The 26,786-nt window shown below is 66.1% G+C and carries 20 protein-coding genes and 1 tRNA gene; 9 read left to right on the forward strand and 12 right to left on the reverse strand.

Annotation, left to right across the window (positions count from 1 at the left end; all coding sequences use genetic code 11):
* Positions 1-994: 994 nt before the first annotated feature.
* From RIE32_01675 to RIE32_01705, 7 genes are all read right to left on the reverse strand, one after another.
* Positions 995-1,603 (reverse strand): hypothetical protein, encoded by a 609-nt coding sequence (locus RIE32_01675; GenBank protein MEQ9094954.1) that lies wholly within the window; start codon positions 1,601-1,603, stop codon positions 995-997.
* Positions 1,604-1,791: 188 nt separating this feature from the next.
* The gene (locus tag RIE32_01680) at positions 1,792-3,012 is read right to left on the reverse strand and encodes a hypothetical protein (GenBank protein MEQ9094955.1); all 1,221 of its coding nucleotides are present in this window, start codon (positions 3,010-3,012) and stop codon (positions 1,792-1,794) included.
* Positions 3,013-3,710: 698 nt separating this feature from the next.
* Positions 3,711-6,734, reverse strand: coding sequence for a TraM recognition domain-containing protein (locus tag RIE32_01685; protein ID MEQ9094956.1), 3,024 nt, complete (start codon positions 6,732-6,734; stop codon positions 3,711-3,713).
* A gap of 40 nt (positions 6,735-6,774) precedes the next feature.
* Positions 6,775-7,503, reverse strand: a complete 729-nt coding sequence (locus RIE32_01690) for a hypothetical protein (GenBank protein ID MEQ9094957.1) — start codon at positions 7,501-7,503, stop codon at positions 6,775-6,777.
* Positions 7,503-8,039: a hypothetical protein gene (locus RIE32_01695; protein MEQ9094958.1), complete on the reverse strand. Its 537-nt coding sequence runs from the start codon at positions 8,037-8,039 to the stop codon at positions 7,503-7,505. The genes RIE32_01690 and RIE32_01695 overlap by 1 nt, the downstream gene beginning before the upstream one ends.
* Before the next feature lie 963 nt (positions 8,040-9,002).
* Positions 9,003-9,248, reverse strand: coding sequence for a hypothetical protein (locus tag RIE32_01700; protein ID MEQ9094959.1), 246 nt, complete (start codon positions 9,246-9,248; stop codon positions 9,003-9,005).
* A gap of 334 nt (positions 9,249-9,582) precedes the next feature.
* Entirely contained in the window at positions 9,583-9,891 is a 309-nt protein-coding gene (locus RIE32_01705; GenBank protein MEQ9094960.1) for a hypothetical protein, read from the reverse strand.
* A 479-nt stretch (positions 9,892-10,370) separates the two neighbouring features.
* On the opposite strand from RIE32_01705, the gene RIE32_01710 reads away from it, so the two are divergent.
* The 3 genes from RIE32_01710 (at position 10,371) to RIE32_01720 (ending at position 12,882) form a co-directional block, all read left to right on the forward strand.
* Positions 10,371-10,439: transfer RNA gene (locus RIE32_01710), tRNA-Ser, on the forward strand.
* Between the two features lie 98 nt (positions 10,440-10,537).
* Positions 10,538-11,122, forward strand: coding sequence for an exopolysaccharide biosynthesis protein (locus tag RIE32_01715; protein MEQ9094961.1), 585 nt, complete (start codon positions 10,538-10,540; stop codon positions 11,120-11,122).
* 80 nt (positions 11,123-11,202) lie between these two features.
* A complete protein-coding gene (locus RIE32_01720) occupies positions 11,203-12,882 on the forward strand; it encodes a glycosyltransferase family 39 protein (protein MEQ9094962.1) in 1,680 nt (559 codons plus the stop codon).
* Here the strand turns inward: RIE32_01720 and RIE32_01725 are convergent.
* The 4 genes from RIE32_01725 to RIE32_01740 all read right to left on the reverse strand — a co-directional run bounded on the left by RIE32_01725 (position 12,879) and on the right by RIE32_01740 (position 18,099).
* On the reverse strand, positions 12,879-13,610 hold the full coding sequence (locus tag RIE32_01725; protein ID MEQ9094963.1) for an alpha/beta hydrolase: 732 nt from the start codon (positions 13,608-13,610) through the stop codon (positions 12,879-12,881). The two genes, RIE32_01720 and RIE32_01725, sit on opposite strands and share 4 nt — an antisense overlap.
* 6 nt (positions 13,611-13,616) lie before the next feature.
* Positions 13,617-15,494 (reverse strand): aspartate--tRNA ligase, encoded by a 1,878-nt coding sequence (aspS, locus tag RIE32_01730; protein ID MEQ9094964.1) that lies wholly within the window; start codon positions 15,492-15,494, stop codon positions 13,617-13,619.
* A gap of 376 nt (positions 15,495-15,870) precedes the next feature.
* Positions 15,871-17,067: a hypothetical protein gene (locus RIE32_01735; protein MEQ9094965.1), complete on the reverse strand. Its 1,197-nt coding sequence runs from the start codon at positions 17,065-17,067 to the stop codon at positions 15,871-15,873.
* A 3-nt stretch (positions 17,068-17,070) separates the two neighbouring features.
* Entirely contained in the window at positions 17,071-18,099 is a 1,029-nt protein-coding gene (locus RIE32_01740) for a diacylglycerol kinase family protein (protein ID MEQ9094966.1), read from the reverse strand.
* Between the two features lie 55 nt (positions 18,100-18,154).
* Here RIE32_01740 and mntR point away from each other — a divergent pair, with 55 nt between their 5' ends.
* From mntR to RIE32_01770, 6 genes are all read left to right on the forward strand, one after another.
* On the forward strand, positions 18,155-18,649 hold the full coding sequence (mntR, locus tag RIE32_01745) for a manganese-binding transcriptional regulator MntR (protein ID MEQ9094967.1): 495 nt from the start codon (positions 18,155-18,157) through the stop codon (positions 18,647-18,649).
* A gap of 45 nt (positions 18,650-18,694) precedes the next feature.
* Complete coding sequence (locus RIE32_01750) at positions 18,695-19,675, forward strand: zinc ABC transporter substrate-binding protein (protein MEQ9094968.1); 981 nt, start codon at positions 18,695-18,697, stop codon at positions 19,673-19,675.
* Positions 19,672-20,517 (forward strand): metal ABC transporter ATP-binding protein, encoded by an 846-nt coding sequence (locus RIE32_01755; GenBank protein MEQ9094969.1) that lies wholly within the window; start codon positions 19,672-19,674, stop codon positions 20,515-20,517. Before RIE32_01750 ends, RIE32_01755 begins: the two co-directional genes overlap by 4 nt.
* Positions 20,518-21,846 (forward strand): metal ABC transporter permease, encoded by a 1,329-nt coding sequence (locus RIE32_01760; protein ID MEQ9094970.1) that lies wholly within the window; start codon positions 20,518-20,520, stop codon positions 21,844-21,846.
* On the forward strand, positions 21,843-23,105 hold the full coding sequence (locus RIE32_01765) for a metal ABC transporter permease (protein MEQ9094971.1): 1,263 nt from the start codon (positions 21,843-21,845) through the stop codon (positions 23,103-23,105). Before RIE32_01760 ends, RIE32_01765 begins: the two co-directional genes overlap by 4 nt.
* Positions 23,106-23,270: 165 nt before the next feature.
* Entirely contained in the window at positions 23,271-25,028 is a 1,758-nt protein-coding gene (locus tag RIE32_01770) for an NAD(P)/FAD-dependent oxidoreductase (protein MEQ9094972.1), read from the forward strand.
* A gap of 76 nt (positions 25,029-25,104) precedes the next feature.
* On the opposite strand, the gene pckA is transcribed toward RIE32_01770, so the two are convergent.
* Positions 25,105-26,700, reverse strand: a complete 1,596-nt coding sequence (gene pckA / locus RIE32_01775; GenBank protein ID MEQ9094973.1) for a phosphoenolpyruvate carboxykinase (ATP) — start codon at positions 26,698-26,700, stop codon at positions 25,105-25,107.
* Positions 26,701-26,786 lie beyond the last annotated feature (86 nt).

The following is a 26,786-nucleotide window of genomic DNA, read 5'->3' on the forward strand; positions in this document are numbered from 1 at the left end:
GTTCAAGCTCGATTTGTTGTGCGGATCGACTGTAGGGTCTTGGGGCCTGAACACCCGACCGCTTGAAGACGTCGCATTTCGCGATCCGACGGGCGAGCCGTTCTTGTGGCATTGTCCAGATACCGTGAAGGCGGCTGCAGAGCGTCTCTCGCGAATGCTAATAGACCGCGGTGTCGGATACATGAGCGTTGACTATATGCGGACGCGCGGCGGGTATCGTGCGATCGAACTCAATACATGTAGCGCGGGGCGAATGATTCCTTGGTCACGGTGGGGAGCAGACTACGTAATGGGGTGCTACAGAGGTCTTCAGCGTCTTGCTCAACGACTGCGCACCTCATCGCCAGTCACTGTCTCGGTTCTTACAGCGGTGGAACGAGCAAGCCACGAAGAGTTGTCCGCAGCCGAGCCCGATGAGGATCGTGACCCGTGATAACTAAACGGTCGTTCAACCTACTGGCACCGCGATCCGATTCTTCTCGCTGTTGTCACCGCGGAACTCCGTCCCGCAACGCGTTGTTATCCCACTATCTCTTGCAAGCCGTGCACTGGGCGGACTTGTCAGCTACTGAACGTCGTACTGTGCGCGCCGAATCGGTGCGTCTCAATCCCCAAGAGTCCCCATGGCTTTTCACCTAGTTGTGACCTCCGGGGTCACCTCGGGAACGCCGCTTGGGTTGGTCGATGCGCTGCCATCGCTGTGAGCGTGAAATCCGTTTCTCGGTCTATTCAGAGAATAAGGGTTCTTGAGAGAATCCGACCACTATGAGGAGACCAGGACAATGAATAGGTCTAGGGTCACGGAGGAGCAGATCGTGTTCGCGTTGCCGCAGGCTGAGGGCGGGACGGCCTCGCGTGAAAGCTCCTGAACGATGGCGATCAGCGAGCAGACGCTCTGCCGGTGAAAACGAGTTCGCAGGGATGGGTGTTCCTGGCCTTGTGCCTGCAGAATCCACTATTCGTCCAAGTATGGTTCTTGTCCGAGACAGCCTGATCAAGGTGCCTCTGGAGACTTCATTTCCTCCCACTGTTCCATTGTGAATATATAGCCATCGCTGTTGATCGCCCAGCTAACGGTCTCTTCGTTCTTGTCCAGTGGGTCGTAAAACGAGGTCTTCACGATGACATGTCCGAGTTCTCGCAATGCCCTTCCGAAGTCGTCACGAATGGATCCCGCGTCATGCTCCGACCCGAAGAACAAAAAAGTGCGTGTATCGCCGTAGATTAGGTTGCTTCGGGTTCTCTGTTCATTGATGTGGTTCAATCGTTCCCCCCATGGCAATGACTGGTCGCTCGAAGCATCTGGACTCGCCGGCGCCCACGTCTGAACTCTCAAGTTCTCGATCGAAGTCTGGCCAAGGTTGATGAATCCCAATGACCAACGATGTCTTTCATTATCTCCTCCCTTGTCAAGGACTCCTCGGGACAGTCTCCCGCTGACAGGGGCGAGTCTTGGCTGGAGCAACTGCATGCTCGCTTCGCGAGCGGATTGCGCCTTGTGCTCTGCGCTGGAAGCCATCCACAGGCTGAGCGACGAAACAATTACGGCCACGACAGCGCAAGAAGCACCGACCCAATCTGTGATGCTGACCTTCTTTGTCATGATGGATCCTCAATTGGTGCATGAGATGTCGTGACTCACTTATCTTAGAGTCAAAGACATGTTCGGGCCCTCCGGATGTTCTCGGTGATGCCTTGGCAGCGCTGCGAATCGTCGTCGCCGTGCACCTGGTCACAATGGCTTACCCGCGAACTTGTCAATCACGGTGAATGGCGGTCCGCAACTGTGGGTCACGGAAGTATTGGCTCCGGCAGGGGCTTGCCTTCTTGTAGCCAGCGAGCTGCGTCCTGCGCCACCGCTGGAGTGGCTCGCACATCCCCCTGAGCAATCGCCTGCATCCGTTCGATCGAGGTCGTGTACTTCTCTTGGTTCTCAGCGCTGAGCATGAATGTACAGAAGAGGTTGTGCAGAGAGATGCCGAACGCGGCTTGGGCCTGGTTGTCGAATACCTTGTAGGCTTCGTCGATGTGGAAGGCGTCAGTTCTTTTCGTGTACCCGGTACGCTCAGCAATGCGCGGTTCAACAAGAGATTCACGGAAGAACGTATAGTCATCGAAGGCACGGCCACAGACGGACTCAAATGTGTCGTTCCTATACGTGAGGAATCCGAGGATCTTCGCGGCCATCGGGTCAGAGGCGATCGCCGCCCGGCGTTGCAGCGCTTCCTCTGCTTTCTGAAGATTGGCAAATCGTTCCTGCTCACCGCGGTGCCTGATCTCGGCGATCCGGTCCGCGTGCTCCTGAGCTCGCCTGCCACCGACTTCGTCCATCGCAGATTGAAGCGTTCCGGCGGACGGGGAGAGTCCCGAGGCGCGCTGTGTGATCGAGCGCATCGCCCGGAGTTGGTCGGTCAGTCGAGTTCGCCCGGTGTCGGCAAGCATCATCAACTCGTCGACGGCCTCGATCAGTGAATCTGGAGCATGCACGCTCGACGCCGCGGACCGCATCTCGTCGAGAGGCTGTGCGAGGGCATCAACCCGATTGCGCAGTTGCTCGACACTGATACGAACATCTGATGGGCGCAGGGCATCGTGCAGGGCAAGGAAGTCCTGGGTCAGCGATTCATCGGCCGCGATCTTTCTGCCGTCTTCGTTCTCCAACAGTTCGGCTCGGAGCATCGCCCATTCATCTACTGCGCCCTCGAACTCGGCAACGAGCGACTCAAGCCCCTTGATCTTCCCCTCCGCTTCGGCGATCGATTCCGCGGCCAGAGCGCGCGCCTCGGCATGGGCGGCGGCGAGCGTGGCGGACTCGCGGTCCGCCGGCGAAGGCATCGACCCGCCCATGTCGCTGGCCGGTATGGAGCCGCCTGCGGCGTCTCCCCGTCCCACACCAAAGGGCCGAGAGAGTGCGAACAGAAGCACCACGGCCACGACCAGCCCGCCAGCGATCAGGAGTCGGTAGTCGAGCCCGCGGAGCGGTCTTGCGTGTTCAACGGATTCATCGCCCATGCGTGGAGTTTATCGCCGTATCGGCGAAATGGGGCCGCTATGCCGTCCGAAACGCGAACATCCTGTGAGGTCGTTGGCGTGGATCGGAGTGGCGTTGGCTGAGCGATTCTCGCATCGAGTAAAATCTGGGGCATGGATTCGTAACGCTCTTTGGCAAGTGAACAGCGATCGAAGCGGCTGCACGACAGCCGCAAGGCGTTCCCCGCATCGATTGCGACATTGCTCTGGCTGTGGAGTGTCTGACAGGTCCCGCCCCACCGGCCTGGACACTCCCTTTCGCCCGACCACTATCGACGCAGTCGGCTGGGGTTTGAATCCCGTCTTTTCCGCCTAGACGTGAGAAGAACAAGGCGGCATGGCCCCCCTCCCGGGAGGTCAGGAAGCAGGCTCTTGCGAGCCTGTTTGTTGACCAACCACCAACAAAGGAGGTGACCATGAAGCGACAACAAAGCCTGTTGCAGCGCTTGAATTACAAACGTGCCAAGAACTACCCGCCCATACCACCGATGAGTATGTGGCGACCGATCCGGTTCTGGTTGTACGTGCTGATGCTCTGGGCGTGGTGGGCCTGGAACATGCTTCAAGCGTCCTAAACAAACTCGGTTCTACTCCGAGGTTTTTGCCGGTCGATCTTCGTGATCGACCGGTTTTTTTGTTGGGCGATGCACCATGACAGTGCCACAGCCAACACTTGTCGGTCAAGGCTTCTTCTTGTTGCGCTTCTTGCCCGACTTCTTCTTCGTCGTCTTCTTGGTTGTCGCCTGTTTTTGCTGCTGACGCTTGCGCTCTGCAAGAGCTTCCGCAATGCGAGTATTGGACTTGAGCTCGTTCGAGACCCCCGGATCGTCTCCATCGATGAATGGCGAACGGGCCCGTTTCGCCAAATCGTCCGGCGAGGGTGCCACGATCGTTTCCGGCCGATTGCGTGGCCACGGCTTCGCTTTCCAGCGGTCGAAGCGACGCTTCGACACGTGGTAATCCGTCCGCATGAGGATCGGATAGCCAGAGAACTGTGTGAGGCCGCTTCCACGGGTGACGTGGAGCACGCACATGTCCGGGTCATCGGTCATTGAGATGATCTCGTCGTAGCCGATCTGCCCGGCGAGCACGGTCTGAGGGGGCACCTCGCTCAGTGGTCCGCGGTCGAAGTCCAGTTCCTCGATGGCGTACCCAACCTCCGCCTCATGGAGAAAGACTTCGCCACCTGAACGTTGAATGAGGTCTTGCTGGCCAATGTCGCTCGCCGCAAAGTACTGACGCACCCGTGTGTTGGCTTGGACGGTGGCGGTCACGTCTATACCGCCGCTCTTGAGGTCGCTGATGGACTGATTCGACAGGATGCATGAGATGTTCTTGCTGCGGGCCTGCCGGAGGACGAGTTCGAGGTTGCTCGCGATGATCTGCTGAAACTCGTCGATCACCACGTAGACACGGTGTCCGGGCCCGCGGGTCCGTTCGAGTGCATCGGCGGCAGTGAGCAGGGAGAAGAGGGCGAGCTTCGCGAGTTCGCGAACGGTTGAGGTTTCCAGGGTCGACGAGAAATAGAAGTATCCGACCTGCGGGTCGGTCAGGAACGCGGTCATGTCGATGGCGTTGTCCACCGCGGTCTGACTGACGCGGCCCTTGGCGACGTCCTTCTGCGTGACGTTGATAGCATCGATTCTCGCGAGGCTCTCGATGACCGCGAACACATCGGTGGCGTCGCGTTTCTCGTCCGCGGTAAACCCGGTCTGCCCAGTCTGCAAGACTTGCTCAAGTTCACGGAACGATTCAAGTTCGCCAGTGCCGCCGCTCGCGTGCACCTGCATCGCGCGTTGCAGAACGCGCCGATTCATACGCGAGTAATGGGAGGGCCCGTACGCCTCGCCGTACTCGAGGCCGAGGCTCTGGAGAAGCACTTCAGCGAACTGGTGGGTCGAGAGTCCCTTGACGTGGCTTTGGAGGAACGGATTGAAGACGTACGTCGGCTGCCCGGTCACCGAGGTGAACCAGCGGAACGGAACGCCCGCCGCTCTCGCATCGACGCGGGTGCTGTTGAAGAAGTATGGCTCTCCCTTGAGGTCGATGACAATGACCGAGTGACCGGGATATGAGCCGGTTGCTGGGGCTGTGGCGATGAGTTGCGAGACGAGGGGCGCGAGACCACGCGATGTCTTGCCGGACCCGGTGTCGCCGAGGATATGCGCGTGTTCGTCGAGAGCTTGCCGGTGGAGCAGGATGGGGTGGTCGCCATACTTGCTGGTGCCGAGCCAAAGGTGGTCGCGGACGATCGGGCTTGGTGAAGACTGAAGCCGTCTCGCGTATTCCCTCCACTCGGGCTCATCACTCGGCCGCGACCGACTCGCGTTTGGGCCCTCAAACGTCTGTTCAAAGGTGCAGATTGGCTCGCCCGCAACGGCGTAGACGACGAGAAACAGTACTGCCAATGGGACGGTGATCGAGAGGATGAAAGACACGAGCAGCGACCAGATGAACACGGGTTCGAGCGTGGTCAATCCGACCACGGCGAGCACGAGCCAGGTCTCGGGCGTCCTCGTAACGTAGTTGGCAACGAGGTATGCGTCACGCGCATCTTGTTCGCCGCCACGGAAGTCGTCGAGATACGCGTTGCGAGCGGTTTCGCTTGGCAGTGCGTTGAGGTACGCGAGCTGAGCATCGCTGAGCGAGTCACGAACACGGGCTCTGCTTGGTCGCGTGTCCGCGGGCGTGTCCTGGACACGTTCTGGTAGCGATACCACCCAATCGACCCTCTGTGCCGCTTCGCTCCACGGCCCCGGTCCCGCCGTCATGATCCCGATGGGGAAGTAGAGTGACATGGCGGGGATAGAGAACGTCAAGACGGCGAGCACGAGGAAGAGTGTGTTGAACCTCCGTCCAACGGGCCCGGCCGGGCTGCGGAAGACGCCCGGGGCCTGGTCGCGAGACGGGATCGCTGTCAGGTAACTGGCGATTGCCCGCATAACGGCGCGTGGGTTGCAGCGTCGAGGGTCTGGCGATGCGAGGGCAAGCAGGCCACAGAAGGTGAGGATGGCGAGTGTCCCGCTCAGGACGTGGCCGGACAGACCAATGGGGATGAGCCTCATCGCCGCGATCGCGGCGAAGTAGGCAATCGCAACGAAGCCAAGCCGAATGAGGTATCGATGCCGGAGCCCGCCGAGCTCGGTCGGGTCTGACCCGCTTTGCCATCGCGTCCGCCATATCCAGAGCCATCGCTGCCGACGCTCATCGGGGACGCGCGGACTGGCCGCTGTCCACGCGAGGTAGTGGTTGGCCACCGCGTCCGCAAGGTAGACGGCAGCGCAGACCGCGACCAGGAAAGGCATGCCCGCCGCGAGCAGTGGCGTGTCGAGAAGCGTGGAGAACACGATGAGCAGCCACGCCAGGGGGCCGAGTGCGGCGGTTAGCAAGAACCGTGCGACCGGCTGCGGGCCGAGTTCGCGGAGTTCCGTCGGGAACGCCGCTCGTTTCATGGCGACGCCGACGGAGATGAGCGTAAAGACCCCGAGCGCGAAGGATGACGCTGTCCAGGGGCTCAGCAGCCGAGCTGCGAACGTGACGGCCAGGACGACGAAGGGAACGGCGAGGAACTTGGTCGTCAGCAGGGAGCGGACGAGGTAGTCGGGGCTGTCCTCAGATCGGTAGTCGATGCCCAGCCCAAGGTTCACACCGCTTTCAAGCAGCTCCGGCGCGTGCACACGCTCCACCCGCTCGTGGTTGTACACGTCGCGGGTCAGCGCAAAGTTTCCGAAGAACTGGTGGCGACTAGGCGGCATAAGGCACCATCATCCGCTCCAAGCGGGGTTCGACGCTCACGCGGAACGTGACAGGCCACTGCTCGTCGTGGCTCTCCGCCCGGTCGATCGCACGCTGCACCGCCGCCTTCTTGTCCGAGTTGGGAACGACGACAGCGATGATGAAGAGTCGGTTGGGGTCTCGCAACCGCTGCCGGAACCCGGGAAGGGCAAGCCGGCGGCGGTACACCTGACGGAATCTCCGGACAAGCCGGGCTTCATCGCGGCCGCCTGCATCGACCAAGATCAGGCCGAGTCGCTCGGTCCCATGACTATCCACGTCGAGGTAGTAGTGGGAGCGAAGGAGGTGTTCGTCATAGTGGTCGGGAAACAGATCGCGGAACTCATCGCGGGTGAAGAGGTGACGCGGCGTGGCCTGAAGGCAGCAGAACGCCAAGACGCCGAAGTGCTCGACGGCGGGGCCGAAGGTCAGCGGCTTGGCGTTGTATGGATGGAGCCCATTGGACCGGACATAGCGTTTGCTCAGGCGCCAGTACTTCGTCTGCCCGTCCGGGAGCATGCCGCCCGTGAGCAGGTCGGCCTTCGCGAGGCGAGACAGGACCTTGGTCGCCGCGTTGAGCTCGTGTTCCGGGAGGAACATGGCTTGGACCGCTTCTCTGGTGGTGATGCGATGCCGACAGACATGCTCCATGATGTCGAGGTCGCGGTCGGTGATGCGGACGCCAGGTGACTGTGCCATTACCAGATCTCGTAGGGTGCGGGAGTGCGACGGGGACCACCGGGCCGCAGCGGCTCGCCGGAGAAGAACTCGTGCTTCTTGCGGACCTCGCGCGCTCCGTAACGACCACCGAATTCGAGATAGAGGAGGGTCTGGTCGCCATCGCGTATCTCGGCGTCCGCCAGCTTCTCGAATCGCTCCAACTCTGGCGCGATGAGGTCTTCGCCAACCCAGTGGTTGGCGATCTCAGGCTCCTCTTGGCGGATCCGTATGTAGAGCTCGGTTACGTGCAGGTCGTGGGTGGCTTGCTCGAGCCTGGTGTATCGGTTGCGGCCCCGGCCACCGAACGATGCCGCGGCCTTGAAGGTCGCCGCGTAGGCGCGGGTGGGTTGCTCGTCGGCGTCGCCCCATCGGGTTTGCAAGGCGTAGGCGACGGTGTCGAAGTTGGGTGCGGGGTCACCCGGCGACCACGCGAAAACCGGGCCCTCAAGTGCAAGGACCGGAGTGCTGGGAACGGTGATGGCCCTGAGCAGGCCGGCCTCGACAAGGGCTCTCAACCTGTAGCGACAGTTCCGGAGCCCGGACGGGCCGTCGGGCCAGCCCCAGCCTCGGCGAACTTGGTCCGGGGTCGCCAGCCGGACATCCAGCGACAACGACCGGAGGAGCAGTCGGTCTCGGTCTTGCAGCTGCATGTTCCTGAGAGGAGGGTATCTGGCATTCGACACCGGTACAAGAATGAAGGCGCGAATGAACGACAAGGCGGGGTCGAAGAGCCCCGCAGACGGCGATCGAAATGCCCGTTCATTCGCCTTCAGGAGGGGTAGACGGTCCATCGCGATGGACCGTCGTTGAGTGGAGCAAGGTGCCGTCTTGAGTGCCGTCTGCGGACGCTCTGAGACCTCCCCGCCAGCGGGCCCCCAGGCCCGCGGAAGCGAGGACGGCCCCAGCCGGACGAGCGCCCGGAGAACGGCAGGGAGGGTCGGAAATGCAAGGGATGCCATGGCGTCCAGCCTGGCAGCCCTTGCTTCCGACCCGAGACCGACAGCCATGAGCGGAGAGCCGTCTTCCCGCTTTAGCGGGAACGGCGATCGCTCGGTGGGGTGGGGGCGAGACGAGCGATGTCCTTACCGTTCAAGGTGAGGAATCGCGAAGGGCTCGCACCAGGCCCCGGTCGAGGATCTCCCGGTCCGAATGGGCCGGGAGTCCGAGCCGCGGCCCCAGTGTCATTGCTGAGGAGCGGAGCGACGAAGGCGCTGTTCCACGTCGGCGGCGAAGTCGTCGGGCGGGGAGGCGGCGAGGCGGGTGCGTGGCGGCGTGGCGGCGGTGCAAGCCGAGTGCCAGGCCGTAGGGAGGGGGGCGAGCGGAGGCCTGGCACGGGCTTGCCGATGCGAGGCCGCCCGGATGCCGGGCTGGGCATCCGGTGCGGGCGAGCCGAGAGGAATGGGGAGTGCCGGCAAGGCCGGCACGACACCGCTTAGTCAGTAAATGAAGAGAGACGGCGGACGCCGTCTCTCGGGGTGCTAGTTTGCGGTCTCCGAGATGGAGACCTTCACGGGGGCAAGCTCGCGTCGGACCTCGTTGGCGAGCTCCGCGAGCGTCGGCAGGTCGCGGACGTCGAACATGCCGCTGGAGTGCCACACGCCGTCCTTGTAGTAGAGGCGTGTGAATCGGAGCGTCGTACGCGTGCGGTCTTCGTCCGCGTGCGACCAGACGGCCGCCTTGATGTTGCCGAGGCGGTACTCCTTAATGGGGCGTTGCTTTTGCATGGGTCGTTCTCCTTTCTGGTTTGCATTCCCAATGGCTCGATGCAACGCCCGCGAGGACGCGAGGTGTCAAAGGAGGAACGCAGCGTAGCGAGTAGTCCTTGACACCGAGCAACGAGCGGGCAGTCAATCGAGCGGGAATGCGGGCCAGAAAGGCGACCCATGCGGGAAGGCTCAGACCCATCGGAGACCGCGGCGACGTCAGGCGGGACGGGTCGCTGGACGAACTGGCAGGCGAAGGGCTGAACACAGCGACCAAGAGTGGCGACGACCGCGTGCAGTCGAGTGCGAGCCGGGGAGGCGTTCACGGGCGTCGAGGACTCCGGGCCCGGCAGGCTCAGAGCGTGTGCGGTGTCCGCTTGTATGCGACGAGGAGCATGTGCGCGAGGTACTCCTCGAACGCGGCGAGCGCGTCGCGGTTGTCGTTCGGCGGGCGCTGCAACTCGGCCGCGCTTGCGACCGCGAGGATTTGCGGCGTCGCGTGATGCAGCAGCCGAAGCGAGGCACGCTGGAGGTGGCTGAGCTTGACCGGTGTCCCGAGTTCGGCCGCGATGTTGGCGACCAGCTTCGTGAGTTCTGCTTCCTCTGCGGGTGTGACCAGCACACGCTTCGCCTTCGTCAATCGCACGTTCTCTTGGTCGGGCATCGTTGGGCCGCCTGTTCGCTCGCAGGTTGAAGGCCTGAGCCTCTCGCCGCCGATTCTCGGTGCCGCCAAGCGGCACACACGTTATGGCTATAATACCATGTTGCTTGGCCGTCGTGAATGCGACTCAGCCGGTTTGGTGAAGTGGCCCCGCCCCATCGGAACCGCGACGATTGCAGCTGCGTGCTCGGTCACCGCTCGCCGACTCACTCGACTGGTTCGTGGCGGCGTTGTCGCCTTGGGCCTCGGATCCTCGGACCGCACTTCGAATGAGTGTGAGGATGCTGGTTCTCACCTCTTGGGGCAGGCGTTGCCAAGAGGCGATCAGCGCGACGAGTTCCGCGGTCGTGGACGTTGGTGCTTGAGAAAGTGCGTCTAAAAGTGCGTCTAAACCACCCCCAAACTGCCCCTCAACCGCACCGCAACTGGGGGGAGTCAAACCGCGATCTTGAGCGTCGAAGGGCGGTTTTTGACCTTTCGCGGAGGGTGTCGGAACGACCGGATTGAGACTGTCGATCCGGTGGTTGCGGGTTCGAGTCCCGTCCGCCTCGCTTCGAAAGCCCTCGCGTTCCGCGGGGGCTTCTTGTTTGCGCGGATTGCTCGACGTCATCGGGTGATCCTCGTATCGCGACGGGCAACGATTGACCGCATGGCCGACCAACCCAAGAAACTCGCCGATCTGATCGATGATCTGGACGACCAGGTGAAGGGCGATGATTCGCTGGCGGTCAAGGACATGCTCGATGCGTTCGGCAGCCGGGCGTTTGGTCCGTTGCTGGCGATGCCGGGGCTGATCGGGCTCAGCCCGCTCGGGGCGGTGCCCGGCGCTCCGGCGATCATCGCCATCTTCGTCGTGCTCGTGGCCGGGCAGCATCTGCTGGGGCTCGACCACCCATGGCTGCCGTCAAAGCTCACCAGGCGATCGGTCTCCAAGGACAAGTGGGATCGGGCGCGAGATCGCGTTCGGCCCTGGATGCGCCGCCTGGACGTGCTGATCCAGCCCCGCCTGCAATGGCTCACCGGGGACGTGATGCAACGCGTGATCAGCGTCGTGGTGATCCTGCTGGCGATCTCCATGTTCCCGTTGGGGTTCATCCCGTTTGCCGTGGCCGCCCCGGCGGGCGCCATCCTTTTGTTCGGGCTGGCCATCTCGGCCCGGGATGGCCTGGCGACCCTGCTGGCGCTGCTGGCAACCGCGGGGACGGCGTATCTCCTGTGGACGTCTGTTTTCTGATCGGGGCGTCGTTCCTACGCTGGTTGCACCGGTTTTCGCCCTCACCGGATCACGCCATTCATTGCATACACGAGTGCCGATTGGACGACGCCGCGCCGAACTTCCCTGATGCAGCACCGGGCGTCGGATTGGACGCTCCGGCCGTCGTCCGCGTGACGCACGAGCGCCTTGCGTGGGTCTTTGTTGCACTCGGGTGCCTGGCGTGCACGCTTCGGTATGTCCTGGGCTTTCCGCTCATTCCCGACGAGGCGGCCCTGGCGGTGAACATCGCACGCCGCGGCTACGAGGGGCTGCTGGGCGAGCTCGACTTCGGGCAGATGGCCCCGCCGCTGTTCCTCATGGTCGAGGAGTTCGCGACGCGGACCCTCGGCTTTAACGAGTGGTCGCTGCGGGCCTTCCCGTTCGTGGGCGCGCTGGGCGCCATCGCCCTGTTTCCGCTGGTTGTCCGTCGATTGCTCGAGGGCTGGGGGTACGTGCTGGCCGTCGCGGTCTTCAGCGTCTCGTACTGGCCCATCCGCTACAGCGCCGAGGTCAAGCCCTACGCCATCGACATGCTCGTCACGGTGCTCTGGATGCTGCTGGCCCTGCGATGGCGCGAGAGCCGCCGGCCGTGGGCGTGGATGCTGGCGATGTGCCCGCTGGCGCTGGTCGGCTTCGGGGTGTCGTTCCCGTCGGTGTTCGTGGGCGGCGGGGCGGTGGCGTTCATGGCGCTCGCCGGCGTTCGCCACGGCTGGCCTACGCACCTGTTCCAGCCAGGGATCGTCGGGGCGTGCCTGCTGGCGGGGTTCCTTGGTACGTACCGCTTCCTGGTGCCCGCCAGCACCGAGACGGCCGACTGGATGGCCGACTACTGGCAGAAGGCCTTCCCGCCCACCGATTCGCTCGCCTCGGCGGCGTGGTGGTTCCTGGACGTCTTCACGGGCGAGCTCATGCCCTACCCCGTGGGCGGGGAGAACTTCGCCAGCACCGCCACGCTGCTGTGCGTGGTGGTGGGGGTGGCGCTGCTCGTGCGGCGACGGAGGCTGGGCGTGCTCGTGCTGCTGCTGGGGCCGGTCGTGCTGGCTCTGGTGGCGGGCTTCCTGCACAAGTACCCCTTCGGCACGCCCACGAGGCTGCAGCTCTACCTGGCGCCGATCTTCTGCGTGCTGGCTGGCTGCGGGCTGGCGTGGTCGATGGCCCGGCTGGGCGAGGCGGTGCGGGCTCCGGCGTGGCGCAGCCCGGTGCGCGTGGCGGCGGCGGGGCTGGCGTGCATCGCCCTCGCCTCGATGGCCCGCGACCTGATCAACCCGCAGAAGTCCTCGACCGACGCCGTGCTGCGGGACGCGACCGACGTCATCTGGGGCGCGGCGCGCTTCGATGGGCCCCGGCCGTTGTCGCTCCGCGAGGACCTTGGCGCCGCGTTCGTGCCCGAGCCCGAGGGCATGCAGAGCGAGGTCACGCGCTTCCTTGCCAACTACCACATGCGTGTGCAGCGAGAGGCCGAGGATGCCGAGCAGCGCGACGTCGACCCGGGCCAGCCGGTGGAGGTCGTGACGTTCTACGTCGATGGCTACGTCGACGAAGCGCTGCGTCAGAACTGGATCGCGACCTTCGAGCGCACGCACGGTCTTCGCCTGGCGGGCAGCGGGCTGCTGACGATTCCGCACGTCGGGAACCACGAAGACCTGATTCGCTATGACCGCATCGAGGTGCTGCGGTTCGAGCCGGTGGCGACGACGAGTACCCCGCTGGCCATCGAGGGCGATCAGCCTACGCCTTAGGGCGTCTGGCCGCCGAGCGAATCGAGGACTCGGTGCATGGCCGTGCCGAGCTGTTCGGGCTCGTCGAGCCAGATCAGGTGCCGCGCGCCGGTGATGACCTCGGCCGAGCCGGCGGGCAGGAGTTTGGCAAGTTGCAGAGTGGGCCACGCGGGCCTGATGTCGTGCTCGGCCAGGATAAAGTGCGCGGGCACGCCGAGCCGCGAGAGCCTTGCGAGCAACGCGGGCTCGGTGATGAACCGCCGCCACCAGGCGTTGCTCTCGGGATTCACGCGCTCGTCGCAGGCCAATGGCTGCTCCGGCAGTGGCTCGCCCTCCGCGTCGCGGGCCGCCTTGTAGGCGTCGCTCCAGCTCCGGTCGTTGACGATGCGCCCGCCGGCGAGCCCGATGATCGACGTCGTGTGCTTGGGTAACCGAAGTGCGTGCAGCAGGGCGAGGTCGGCCCCGGCCGAGTGACCGATGACCGTCCACTCGTCAAAGCCGTAGGCGGTGCGGATGGCGTCGAGGTCGAGGACGCTCTGCCCGAAGTCGTAGGGCGGCGTAAACGAGCTGCGCCCGCAGCCGCGTTCCTCGAAGCGGACGACGGTGTAGCGATTGGCAAGCAACTCGGCCACGGGCCCGAGATAGTCGCAGCAGCCCGGACCGCCGTTGCACAGGACGACCGGCGGTCCGTCGCCCTGGGCGCAGGTCCACAGGCTCGCGTCGCCGCTCTGGACGTACCGCTCGTCCATCGGCCGCTACGTCGGATTGGCGCTGAGCTTCTTGGCCTCGACGGGCTTCGTCTCGGCTTCCATGACGCGGACGTGCAGGTCCTTGAGCTGCGCCTCGTCGACCGCCGAGGGCGCCTCAGTCATCAGGTCGGCCCCCGTCTGGGTCTTGGGGAAGGCGATGACGTCGCGGATGTTGTCGGTGCCGGCCAGGTGCATCACCAGGCGGTCCAGCCCAAAGGCGATGCCCCCGTGCGGCGGGGCGCCGTAGCGGAGCGCGTCGAGCAGGAAGCCGAACTTGGCCTTGGCCTCGTCTTCACCCAGCCCGAGCAACTGGAAGACCTTCTGCTGCACGTCGCGGCGGTGGATGCGGATCGACCCGCCGCCGACCTCGCTGCCGTTGCACACCATGTCGTAGCCGTCGCTGAGCACGCCCAGCAGCGTCTGCTTGTCCTCGGGGCTGGCGCTGAGCAGCGTGTCGGCCTGGTCGGCCCTGGGCGCGGTGAAGGGGTGGTGCAGGGCGTAATACCGCTTCGTTTCGTCGTCGTACTCGAACATCGGGAAGTCGACGACCCAGAGGAACGCCCACTGGTCCTTGTTGATCAGTTCGAGGTCCTTGGCAACCTTCTGGCGCAGCTCGCCCAGCGCCTTGGAGCAGGTGTTGTAGGCGTCGGCGCCGAAGATCACCGTGTCGCCCGGCTCGAGCTTGAGGCGCGCGGCCAGCTCGCCGGTGATGGGCTCGATGAAGCGGGCGATGCCCGTCTCGAAGCCCACGCCGTGGTCGGTGGCGACCACCTTGGTGACGGGCGCGCCGCCCGCGCCGAACTGCTTGACGAACTCGGCGTAGCCGTCGGTGAGCTTCCGCGTCAGCTTCTCGGCCCCGCCGGGCACGCGGAAGGCCTTCACGACGCCGCCGTCGCGGGTCGAGGGATGGCCGGAGCCCGGATTCTTCTCGAGCGCCTGCGTGAAGACCTTGAAGTCGGTCCTGGCCGCCAGGTCGCTGATGTCCTCGAGCTCCAGGTCGTAGCGCAGGTCGGGCCGGTCGCTGCCGTAGGTGTCCATCGCCTCCCGCCAGGTCATCCGCGGGAACCGGGGCACCTCGACGCCCAGGACCTCCTTCCACAGCGTGCGGGCGAAGGCCTCCATCGTGTTGAGCACGTCCTCGCGCGAGACGAAGGCCATCTCCAGATCGATCTGCGTGAACTCGGCCTGCCTATCCGCCCGCGGGTCCTCGTCCCTGAAGCACCGGCAGATCTGCATGTACCGATCGGCGCCGGCCACCATCAGGATCTGCTTGAACAGCTGGGGGCTCTGCGGCAGCGCGTAGAACTCACCCGGCTGCAATCGGCTGGGCACGAGGAAGTCGCGCGCGCCCTCGGGGGTGCTCCGGCACAGGTTGGGCGTCTCGACCTCGATGAACCCCAGCGCATCGAAGAAGTCGCGCGCGATCTTGGTGACGCGGTGCCGCGTGCGCAGCACGTGCTGCATCTTGGGCCGGCGCAGGTCGAGGTAGCGGTGGCGTAACCTGAGTTCTTCGCCCGGGAGATTCTGCTCGTCGCCGGGCTGGAAGGGGGGCGTGTCGGCCTTGGCCAGCACTTCCAGCTTCTCGACGACCAGCTCGATCTCGCCGGTGGGCAGCTTGGGGTTGGGCCCGCCGTCGCGCTTGCGGACCTTGCCCTTCACGGCGACGACGTCCTCGGCGCGCAGCTTGTCGGCCGCCGCGACGATCTCCGCGGGCACGTCTTCCTTATCAAAAACAAGCTGCGTCAGCCCGGTGTGGTCGCGCAGGTCGATGAAGACCAGGCCCGTGCCGTGGTCGCGGTAGTTGTTGACCCAGCCGGCGAGGTTGGCGGGCGTGCCGGCGTGCTCGATCCGAAGCTCGCCGCAGGCGGCGGTGCGCTGAAGCATTGGGTGGCTCCCTCTTGGATGCCCCCGGCGATCCGATCTCGATCGGCCGGCGGGCGGCAACTGTAGGGAACGAACCAACGGGGCCCCTCGGAGGCCATCCATGGAGTTCCGGGTGCCTGCCACACGGCTTCGAAGGCCCGCGAAGGCGTTTCGAAGGCCTCTCAAAGGGTTTCGAAGGCTTGCGAAATAGTCTCGAAGGCCCCTCAAAGAGTTTCGAAGGCTTCCAAAACCACTTCGAAGGCCTTCGAAATGATTTCGAACAAGGGTTATGCGGACGCTTTGGCCGCGTAAGTCGTGTTACAGGCGTTGTTTAGACCGTCACGGCGTTTGTTGGGGTGTCGGGGGGGGGGGGGTTGTTCGGGTATCGCCCAGCCGCTCACTCGAAGCCGAGTTCCTCGAGCACCTCGTCGATGGGGCGGACCGTCTGGGCCGGGAGCCAGTGCTCGAACAGGGGGCGGCGCTCCTTGCCCCACTCGGGCAGGAGGGCGGCGGTCAGGGCCGGGCGGCGGCCGACGAAGCGAAGGGCCTCCCATCGCTCCTCGTCGGTGCCCTCGCGCAGGCGCTGGCGGCAGGCCTCGACCAGCTCGTCGCCCTGGAGCAGCGCGAACAGGCCCGCGTCGCGGGCCCGGGCCACCGCCTCGTCACGCGGCCGCAGCGACTTGAGCGGGGCGAGGAGGCTCGCGGGCAAGGCCGAGTGTTGCGCGATCCTTCGCAGCAGCCGGGCGGCCTCGGCTCGCACGCCCGCGTCGTCGTCGTCGAGCAGGGCGACGAAGGCCGCGCCATCGCCCTGCCCGCGTCGCAGGTGCATGAACACGGCCTGCGTCGCCGCATGGCGCACGCGCGGGTCCTGGTCCTGGGCCGCAGCGACGGCCGTTGGCAGCGTCGACGCGGGATCGTGCCGGTCGCAGGAGAGGCCCGCCGCCGTGTGCCGGGCGCCGGGATCGGGATGGATGAACAGGGGCGGCATCGCCGCGGCGACGCGGGCGCTGAAGGCCGGGTCGGTCGGCGCGTTGTCGTGCAGCGACAGGATGCGAAGGTCCAGCGGGTCGACCGCTTCGGAGCGGCCGCGTGCGTTGGCCGCCTCGATCCGACGGATCGCGCCCTCGGCCAGCGTGCGCGTATCGGCGGCGCTGTAATGGATAGTGCCGGTGGTCGAGGGGATGCCGATGCGGCCCTGCACGATGTCGCGGGCGTAGGGGTCGTCCCAGTTCGCGTGCAGGTGGGCGATGGTCGCGTCGGACAGGCGGTCGTACACGCGGCGGGTGTTGCCGAAGACCAGCGGCTCGACGAGGATGGCGATGCCAAGGAAGGCCAGCGGCAGCCACGCCGGCCGACGCTTGCGGCGGAAGAACTGCATGCGCTTGCGTGCCGCATGGCCGCACTCGGGGCAGGTGACCGGCGCGTATTGGTGGCCCTCACGCTCGACTCCGCGCAGACCCGCCATGGCGTACCCGCACGCGGGGCACGTGGGCTCGGCCGAGCGCCTGCCGCTGCGGAAGAGCAGCAAGCCCGCCACGAAGAGCAGCAGGCCGACGGACGAGACACCGACGCTGATGAGGTCGGCCAGCGCCACGGCCTACCCGCCCGCCATCGCCGGCTTGGCCCCACGGCGGCGATCGGTCCTGGCCTCCTTCGCCGCAGGCATGATGAGCGGCAGCGCGCTGGGCATCGTCTCGATGACCATGCGGCCCTGCGCATCGCACGCCACGCGTTCGATCTCGCCGTCGATCTGGAGGGTCTCGAGCATCTCGGCAGTGGGATCGTGGTCGTGCATCGTGAATTCGATGCGGGTGCCTTGCGCATAACGGGCCTGCGGGTGGCGGACGTGCAGGCCCAGGCGGGCCATCGCGGCCCAGCCGACGAGGCTCGCGGTGGTGCTGGCGGGCAGGAACATCGCGTCGAGCAGGCCATCGGTGCGGCTGGCGTTGCGCGCGAGGTCGAGCTTCAGCGGGTAGCGCGGGCCGACGGCGACGATGAGGCAGCCGCGGCGGTCCTTCGCGAGTTGCTGGCCGTCGACGGTGACGCTGAGGCGCCCGACCCTGGGGCGCAGCGCTCGCGTGAGCGTGGGCACGACGTAGTCGAGCTTGCTTGTGGTGCCCACGCGCTGCCGGGCGACGCGGTGCAGCACGGCCGCGTCCGGGCCGGTGGTCAGCATGAGGGCGAAGGGCGTGCCAGGAAGGGGCCCGTCAGCCGCCGAGGCGTCCGGATGGTGCACCAGGCCCAGATCGCTGCGCACGGTGGGGGCGCCATCGCGGAAGGCCTCGAGCGCCGCCAGCACGCGCGACACGCGCGGGGTCAGGCCGAGTTCCTTGGCCACCACGTTCTCGGTGCCCAGCGGGGCGATCAGGGTTGGCACGCCGCGGCCGTTCTTGGCCTGCGTGAGGGCGGCCAGGGCGTGGTGCACGGTGCCGTCGCCACCGACGATGACCACCGCGTCGAGCGCATCCAGGGCGCCCTCCGAGAGCGCGAGATCGAGGGGCAGATCCACGAGATCGAGCCACGCCAGCGGCTCGGCCCGAGATCGCAGGCGCGCGACGAAGTCCGGTCCCCGGCCCTTGCCCGAGAAGCGGTTGTGCACGAGGCCCACGCGGATGCGCTCTGGCATGGCCGCAAGGATAGCGGCCGCGGCCGGGCGCACGGCCCGGGGCCTACGTTGCCCCGTGGCCAACCCCAAGAAGCAGCCCGGCACCCCCACCCCGCCACGCCGCGGCCACCAGCGCACGCGCGACGACCACGCCAGCGAGACGGCCGAGGACTACGTCGAGGCCATCGCCGAGATCGTGGAGCGGCTTGGCCAGTGCCGCGTGAAGGACCTGGCCGACCGCTTCGGGGTCAGCCACGTGACGGTCGTGCGAACGGTCTCGAGGCTGGCAGAGGGCGGGCTGGTGACCACCGAGCCCTACAAGCCCATCGAGCTGACCCCCAAGGGCACGCGGCTGGCCCGGGCCTGCCGCGAGCGGCACGAGGTGGTCTACCGCTTCCTGCTGGCCATCGGCGTGCCCGAGAAGGTGGCGGCGGTCGATAGCGAGGGCCTGGAGCACCATGTCAGCAAGGCCACGCTGGCGCGGTTCAAGGCGATCGCCGAGGGGGCGGGTGGTAGGCGGCAGGCGGCGCGCGACGGCGGAGGTGGCGGTGGAGGTGGCGGGCAACCGTAGCCAAGGCTACACTTTAGGCCTCGCACGCTCGCCAAGGGAGGCGCCATGGCTCGAGGATGCTGGTTCGGATTGTGCGCAGTTCTGCTCGGCTTTCTCGCGGCCTGCGGACCGCAATCGGAACCCGCGGGCTCGTCGGCGATTGACGAGAAGCTGGCGATCGTCGCGACCACCGGCATGATCGGCGACGTGGTCGAGCGCGTGGCCGGCGAGCGCGGCGAGGTCGACGTGCTCATGGGCGCGGGCATCGACCCGCACCTGTACCAGCCCACGCGCGACGACATGGCCGCCCTCCTGGCAGCCGACGTGGTCTTCTACAACGGGCTGCTGCTCGAGGGCCGCATGACCGATGCCCTCGTACGCGCCGCCTCGGCCGATCGCGGCGTGTTCGCCGTCACCGAGTTGATCGACCCCCAGTACCTGGTGCAGCCCGAGGACATGGAGGGCAAGGACGACCCGCACGTGTGGATGGATCCCACGGCCTGGGCCAAGGCGGTCGAGGTCGTGCGCGATCGGCTCATCGAGCGCGACCCCGATGGCGAATCGGTCTACACCGCCAACGCCGCCGCGTTGCTCGACGAGATCGCCGAACTGGACGCGTACTGCCAGCGCGTGCTCGAGAGCGTGCCCGAGGCCCAGCGCGTGCTGGTGACCGCCCACGATGCCTTCGGCTACTTCGGCCGGCGGTATGGCTACGAGGTGCTGGGCATCCAGGGGCTGAGCACCGAGAGCGAGGCGGGCGTGCGCGACGTCGAGCGGCTCGTGGACGTGCTGGTCGATCGTCAGGTCGCGGCGGTGTTCGTGGAATCGACGGTCTCGGAGCGCAACATCAAGGCGCTCATTGCCGGGGCCGCGGCCCGCGGGCACACGGTCGCCATCGGGGGTGAGCTGTTCAGCGACGCCATGGGGCCGGCTGGCACGTTCGAGGGCACGTACGTGGGCATGATCGACCACAACGCCACCACGATCGCGCGCGCCCTGGGCGGCGAGGCGCCCGAGGGGGGCATGCAGGGAAAGCTGTCTCCGTGAGTACGCCGGCCGGTCAGAGCGTCGTGCATTCAGGCCGGCAGCGGTCGAGCCTGGCCGAGCTTCCCGAGCACTCGGCCGACAGCCCGCTGTCGATCCACGCCATGACGGTGGCGTACCAGCGCAAGCCCGTGCTGTGGGACGTGGACTACGACGCGCCAGCAAACGCCCTCGTGGCCATCGTGGGGCCCAACGGGGCGGGCAAGAGCACGCTGATCAAGGCGGCGCTCGGGCTGGTGCCTCGTGCCAGTGGGCTGGTGGAATTCTGGGGCGAGCCCTACAAGCGCATGCGCGACCGCGTGGCCTACGTGCCCCAGCGAGAGAGCGTGGACTGGTCGTTTCCCGTCAGCGCCCTGGATGTGGTATGCATGGGTCGGTATCGGCGCATCGGCTGGTTGCGGCCGGTGGGGCGCTCGCATAAGCGAGCCGCGCTGGAGTGCCTGGACCGCGTGGGCCTGGCGGACCTGGCGCACCGGCAGATCAGCCAGCTCTCGGGCGGGCAGCAGCAACGCGTGTTCCTCGCCCGCGCCTTGGCGCAGGAGGGTGACCTGTACGTCATGGACGAGCCCTTCGCGGGCGTCGACGCGGCGACCGAGCGCGCCATCGTCGCGCTGCTGCGAGAGCTGCGCGACGCGGGCAAGACTGCCATCGTCGTGCATCACGACCTGCAGACCGTGCCGCAGTACTTCGACCATGCCCTGCTGCTCAACATGCGCGTCGTCGCGGCCGGGCCGGTCGAGGAGGTCTTCACCGAGCCAAACCTGCACAAGACCTATGGCGGCAAGCTCACGCTGCTGAGCGAGGCGGCCGAGGCCGTGGCCCGCTCGGGCCTGAGGGTGCGATAGATGGCCCTGGCCCGGCCCGAAGCGTTGACCGCCCGCGACGTTGTGGAGGTACTCAGCTTCCAGGGCGGGTACAACACCAACGCGGTGCTCGTCGGGGCGGCGTTGCTGGGCTTGTCTGCGGGAGTGGTGGGGGTGTTCGCCCTGCTGCGCAAGCGATCGCTGGTTGCCGACGCCATCGGGCACGCGACGCTTCCGGGCATCGTGACGGCCTTCCTGTTCGCCGTTTCGCTGGGCGGGGGTGGACGGTCCTTGCCGGTGCTGCTGCTGGGCGCGGCGGCGTCGGGGGCACTGTCGGTGCTGTGCATCTTTGCGATTCTTCGTTTCACCCGGCTGCGCGAAGACGCGGCGATCGGCATCGTGCTGGGCGTGTTCTTCGGGCTGGGCGTGGTGCTGCTCAGCTACGTCCAGCGGCCCGAGAACGTCGCGGCATCGCCCGCCGGGCTGCACCACTTCATCTATGGCCAGACCGCGGCCATGCGGGCGGGTGACGCCATGCTGATGGGGGGCATCGCGCTCGTTGGGATCCTGTCCACCGTCGTGCTGTTCAAGGAACTGGCCCTGGCCAGCTTCAACGACGAATATGCGCGCGTGGCGGGGTATCCCGTCGGGCTGCTGGACGGCATCATGCTCCTGCTGGTGGTTCTGGTCACGGTGGCGGGCTTGCAGGCCGTCGGGCTGATTCTGGTCATTGCGCTGCTCATCATCCCGCCCGTCGCCGCACGAATGTGGACCGATCGCCTGGGCGTGCTGGTGTTGGTGGCGGGAGGGTTGGGCGCCGTGAGCGGCTACCTCGGAGCGGCGACGAGCGCGCTCCTGCCGCGCACGCCGGCGGGATCGGTGATCGTGCTGTGCGCGGGAGCGGTGTTCGTCGTCAGCTTGCTGGCGGCGCCGCGACACGGGGTGGTTGCCGTAGCCGGGCGGCGGGGCCTCCAGCGGCTCCGCATCGCCGGTGAGCACCTGCTCGAGGCTGCCTACGAGCACGCCGTATCGCGGCGAGGCGTGCCGACGATCTCGGCGCGCACGCTACGGGCTATGGAGAAGCTCTGGGGCTGGCCCGCGTGGCTGGGCCCGGTGGTGCTGGCGGGTCTACGGCGGCGCGGTTACATCAATCGCGTGGAACTTGGGTATGAACTGACGCCCAGCGGCGTCGCGCGCGGCGCCCGCATCGCCCGGAACCACAGGCTCTGGGAGCAGTACCTGCAGACCTATGCCGACGTGGCGCCCGGCCACGTCGACTGGTCGGCCGACACCGTCGAGCACGTGCTCAGCCCCGAGTTGGTTGCCGAACTCGAGGCGGCGATTCTCAAGGCCGAGAGGGGCAGGCCATGACGCTCTCGCCGGCGCTCGACCTCTTTCCGCTGCTTGCCGCGGTGCTCGCCGCGGTGAGTTGCGGCTTGCTTGGCAACTTCCTCGTGCTGCGCAAGCTCAGCCTGATGGGCGACGCGATGAGCCACAGCGTGCTGCCGGGCCTGGTGGTCGCCTTCATGCTCACGGGCGTGCGCACGGCTCCGGTGATGTTCCTGGGGGCAACGCTGGCGGGTATCGCCACGGTCGTGCTCGTCGAGTTGATCAAGCGGATGGGGCGTGTCGAGCCGGGCGCGGCGATGGGCGTGGTGTTCAGTGTCATGTTCGCGCTGGGCGTGCTGCTCATCGAGCGTGCGGCGCGCAACACCGATCTCGACGCGGCCTGCGTGCTGCACGGACAACTCGAGTCTCTCGCTTGGACCAGTGGCGCTCCCGCGTCGTGGTGGGGCGTCTTCGGGTCGGCGACGATCCAGGCAGCGCCGCCGCAGGTTTGGACGCTGCTCTTGACGGCCGGTCTGTCGATCGCGCTGGTCGTGGTGCTATTCAAGGAACTGCGCCTGGCCGCGTTCGATCCGGCGATGGCGACGGCCCAGGGGTTCAGCGCTACGGCGTTGCACTACCTGCTGATGATCTTCGTCGCAGGCGCCACGGTGGCCTCATTCGAGGCGGTGGGGTCCATCCTGGTCATCGCGATGCTGATCGTGCCCGCTGCCACGGCTCGGTTGCTGACCGATCGGCTGCCCTCGCAGTTGCTCGTCAGCATGGCGGTGGCCATCGGTGCTGCCGTGTTGGGGTACCTGGGCTCAATCGGTGTGCCGCAGTTCTTCGACAAGCGCGAAGTGAACGCGGCGGGCTCGATGGCCGTGGCGCTGGGCTGCCTGCTCGTGCTTGCCGCCGTGTGCGGACCACGCTATGGCGTGCTGGCAACCGCCGTCCGCCGCACACGCCTGGCTCGGAACGTGGCGCTCGAAGACCTGCTCGGGCGCTTGTACCGCGGCCAGGAGGATGAATCGGTGCCGGGCCGGGTCGATCCGCGTGTACTCCGGAGGGGGCGCCGGCGCGGCCTTGTCGAGCGCAACGCGCTGGCCCTGACCGAAGAGGGGCGGACCCGGGCAGCGATGATCGTGCGGCGGCACCGCCTGTGGGAGTCGTATCTGGTCGAGCGGGCGGGCCTGGCGGCGGACCACGTGCACGTCACCGCCGAGAACCTGGAGCACCTGCCCGAGACGCTGCCGCCCGATGTCCCGACCGACCCGCATGGGAAGCCGATCCCTCCGGCATGAGGGGAGGCCCCAGCATGCACGTGATGGATATCCGGACCGTGCAGGGCCGGGCGTCGAGAACGGGGAGACATAGGATCGCTGATCGCCGATAGGAACGGCGTTGGGCGAATGTTGCGAGAGGGGGACGGCGTGGTTGCGAACGCGAACGGGACCAGCGGAAACGGCATGCATGAAGTTGCGTGCGACGTGGCGATCATCGGCGGTGGGCCCTCGGGCAGTACGTTGGCGACCTTGCTGCGCAAGTACAACCCCGGCCTGAAGGTGCTGGTGCTCGAGAAGGAGGTCTTTCCTCGTGAGCACGTGGGCGAGAGCCAACTCCCGGCCATCAGCCCGATCCTGCACGAGATGGGCGTGTGGGACAAGGTCGAAGCGGCCAACTTTCCCGTCAAGCTCGGGGCGAGCCTGACGTGGGGCCGCGACGGCGAGCGATGGGACTTTGACTTCTACCCCGTCGAAGAATTCAAGGACGAGCCCAGGCCGGCGAAGTTCGAGGGCCAGCGCCAGCGCACGGCGTTCCAGGTCGAACGGTCGATCTACGACAAGATCCTGCTCGATCATGCCCAGGAGAACGGCGCCGAGGTGCGCCAGGGCACGCAGGTGCGCGAGGTCTTGAAGGACGGCGACAAAGTCGAGGGCTTCAAGCTCGACGACGGCACCGTCGTGCGCGCGAAGCACTACGTCGACGCGAGCGGCACGCACGCGCTCCTGCGCCGCGCCATGGGTGTGGAGAGCGATGCGCCAAAGAGCTTGCGCAACGTCGCGTTCTGGAGCTACTGGGACAACGTGCAGTGGGCCGTCGAGATCGGCGTGGGGGGCACGCGCGTGCAGGTTCGCAGCCTGCCTTACGGCTGGATCTGGTTCATCCCCCTCAGCCCAACGCGTGCAAGCGTCGGCCTGGTGTGCCCGGGCGAGTATTACAAGCAGACCGGCCTGTCACCCGAGGAGATCTACCACAAGGCCCTCAAGGAGCAGGAAGAGATCGCCGGGTTGATGGCCGAATCAAGGCAGACCGACCAGGTGCACGCGACCAAGGACTGGTCGCAGGTGGCCGACCGCGTGACGGGCGAGAATTGGTTCGTTTGCGGCGAGGCCAGCGGTTTTGCCGACCCGATCCTCGCCGCTGGCATGACACTGGCCCACGGCTCGGCCCGCGAACTGGCGTACACCATCCTGGAACTGGAACGCGGCGAACTCGACAAGGGGTGGGTCAAGCAGAGCTACGACGACAAGACCCGCAAGAACATACGCCAGCACATCCGCTTCGCGCAGTTCTGGTATGCGTCCAACGGCTGCTTCAAGGACCTGCAGGAGCACTGCCAGAACATCGCCGAGGAGGCCGGCCTGTCGCTGACGCCCCAGGAGGCCTGGCGCTGGCTGGCCCAGGGCGGCTTCAGCAACCAGACGCTCGACTCGGCCAATCTCGGTTCGTTCGACCTGGCGACCGCCAAGCAGATCGTCGGCAAGTTTGGCGACGAGGACATCGACCTGGAGAGAGAAACCCTGAGCTTCATGCAGTACAACAAGCTCACGCTGGACCTGCGCGAAGCCAAGGACGAGCAGGTTGCCGAGTATCGCGACGGACGCGTCGTGCCCGTGCAGTGCGTGACGCGCAACGGCAAGATCCTGCCGAAGATCGGGCCCTACCCGGTGCTCGTGAGTATGCTGCTGAAGAGTAATGACCCGAACCAGATCTTCGGCTACCTTCAGCAGCAGATCAATGCATCGCAGCCCAAGGACAAGGCCGCGGCACTGATGCGACAGCTCGTGCAGGCTATGGAGGTCATGGTCGTCGATGGGTGGGTGATCTGTGAGAACGATCCGAACCGACCACAGCCCAAGTGGACGCTGGGAAAGAACCGTCAGCTACGCACTACTGCAGAGGGCTTGGAGGCCTACCAGGCGTCACGCACGACGAGCAACTGACCAAGGCCGACCTTTTGCATACGACAAAACGCCCGGTTCGACCCGGGCGTTTTTCGTAGTTATTCCGTGTCTGGGATCAGCCCTTGGGGCCGCTGTCTCGCACGGCCTGTTCCATGTCGTACTTCGCGTCGTTGTCGCGGAAGCGACGGGCCAGGTCGCGGGCCTTCTCGTCGTAGGCCGAGCCATCGCTCCAGGTGTTGCGCGGGTGCAGCACCTCCTGCGGGACGCCTTCGACCACGGTGGGCATGTGCAGGCCGAGGATTTCGTGCTCGACGTAGTTGGCCTTGGCCAGGCTGCCGTTGAGGATGGCCGACACCATGGCGCGGGTGTAGCCCAGCTTGAATCGGCTTCCCACGCCGTAGGGCCCGCCAGTCCAGCCGGTGTTGAGCAGCCAGACGTTGGCATCGTGCTTCTTGATGCGGTCGACGAGCATCTGGGCGTACTCGGCCGGCGGGCGGGGCATGAAGGGCGCGCCGAAGCAGGCGCTGAAGTTGGGCTGGGGCTCGGTGACGCCGGCCTCAGTGCCGGCGAGTTTGCTCGTGTAGCCGTTGATGAAGTAGTACATCGCCTGCTCGGGCGTCAGCTTGCTGACCGGGGGCATGACGCCAAACGCGTCGGCGGTCAGGAAGATGACGTTGCGTGGGTGCTGTCCGATGGAAGGGATGACCGCGCCGGGGATGTACTCGACCGGATAGGTAACGCGGGTGTTTTCGGTGATTGACCCGTCGTCATAGTCGGGCTCGCGGCTCTGGTCGTCGATGACCACGTTCTCGAGCACGCTGCCGAACTTGATGGCGTCCCAGATCTGCGGCTCGCTCTCGCGGCTCAGCTTGATGCACTTGGCGTAGCAGCCGCCTTCGAAGTTGAAGACGCCCTTGTCGCTCCAGCCGTGCTCGTCGTCGCCGATGAGGGCGCGGTCGGGGTCGGCACTCAGGGTGGTCTTGCCGGTGCCGCTCAGGCCGAAGAACAGGGCCACGTTGCTGGCGTCGTCCTTGGCGACGTTGGCCGAGCAGTGCATGGGGAACACGCCCGCCTCGGGCATGTCGAAGTTCATGGCGTAGAAGATGCTCTTCTTGATCTCGCCGGCGTACTCGGTGCCAAGGATGACGACCGTCTTGCGCTCCAGGGACTGGGCGATGATGATCGGGCCCTTGACACCCAACTGCTCGGCCTCCTCTGCGGTCAGCTTGTGCTTGCCGGCGTTGAGGATGGTCCAGTCGTGGTTCCAGTCGGTGCTGTTGCTGGCCGCGCGGGTGCCCTGGCGGATGAACAGCGTGCTGGCGAAGAGGCTGTGCCAGGCCTGCTCGGTCACGACGCGGACACCAAGGCGGTAGGCGGGATCGGCGCCCGCGAAGCCCTCGAAGCAGAAGACCTTTTCCTGGGCGTTCAGGTGGTCGATGGCGATCCGCTCGGCCAACTCGAATCGCTCGGGTGTCAGGGGCTGGTTGACCTTGCCCCAATCGATCTTGTCGTGGATGGCCGGGGTGTCCTCGAGGTACTTGTCCGTCGGGCTGCGTCCGGTGCGGTCGCCCGTAAGGCAGACCAGGGCGCCCTCGGCGGCCAGGCGGCCCTCGTCGGCGGCCAGGGCCATCTCGACGAGCCGGGCGGGCGGCAGGTTACGAAGGGTGCGAGCGGCGGAAAGATCGAGGGTGGCGAGCGTCTGGCTTGGCATCGGCAATGCATCTCCGGCTCGCCTGCGCCCTGCAACCGAGCCCAATTTTCGAGGTAATAGCGAGGGTAGGTCGCCCCGCCTCGCGC

This window comes from Phycisphaerales bacterium (genome assembly GCA_040221175.1).
In the GTDB taxonomy this organism is placed as follows: domain Bacteria; phylum Planctomycetota; class Phycisphaerae; order Phycisphaerales; family UBA1924; genus JAHCJI01.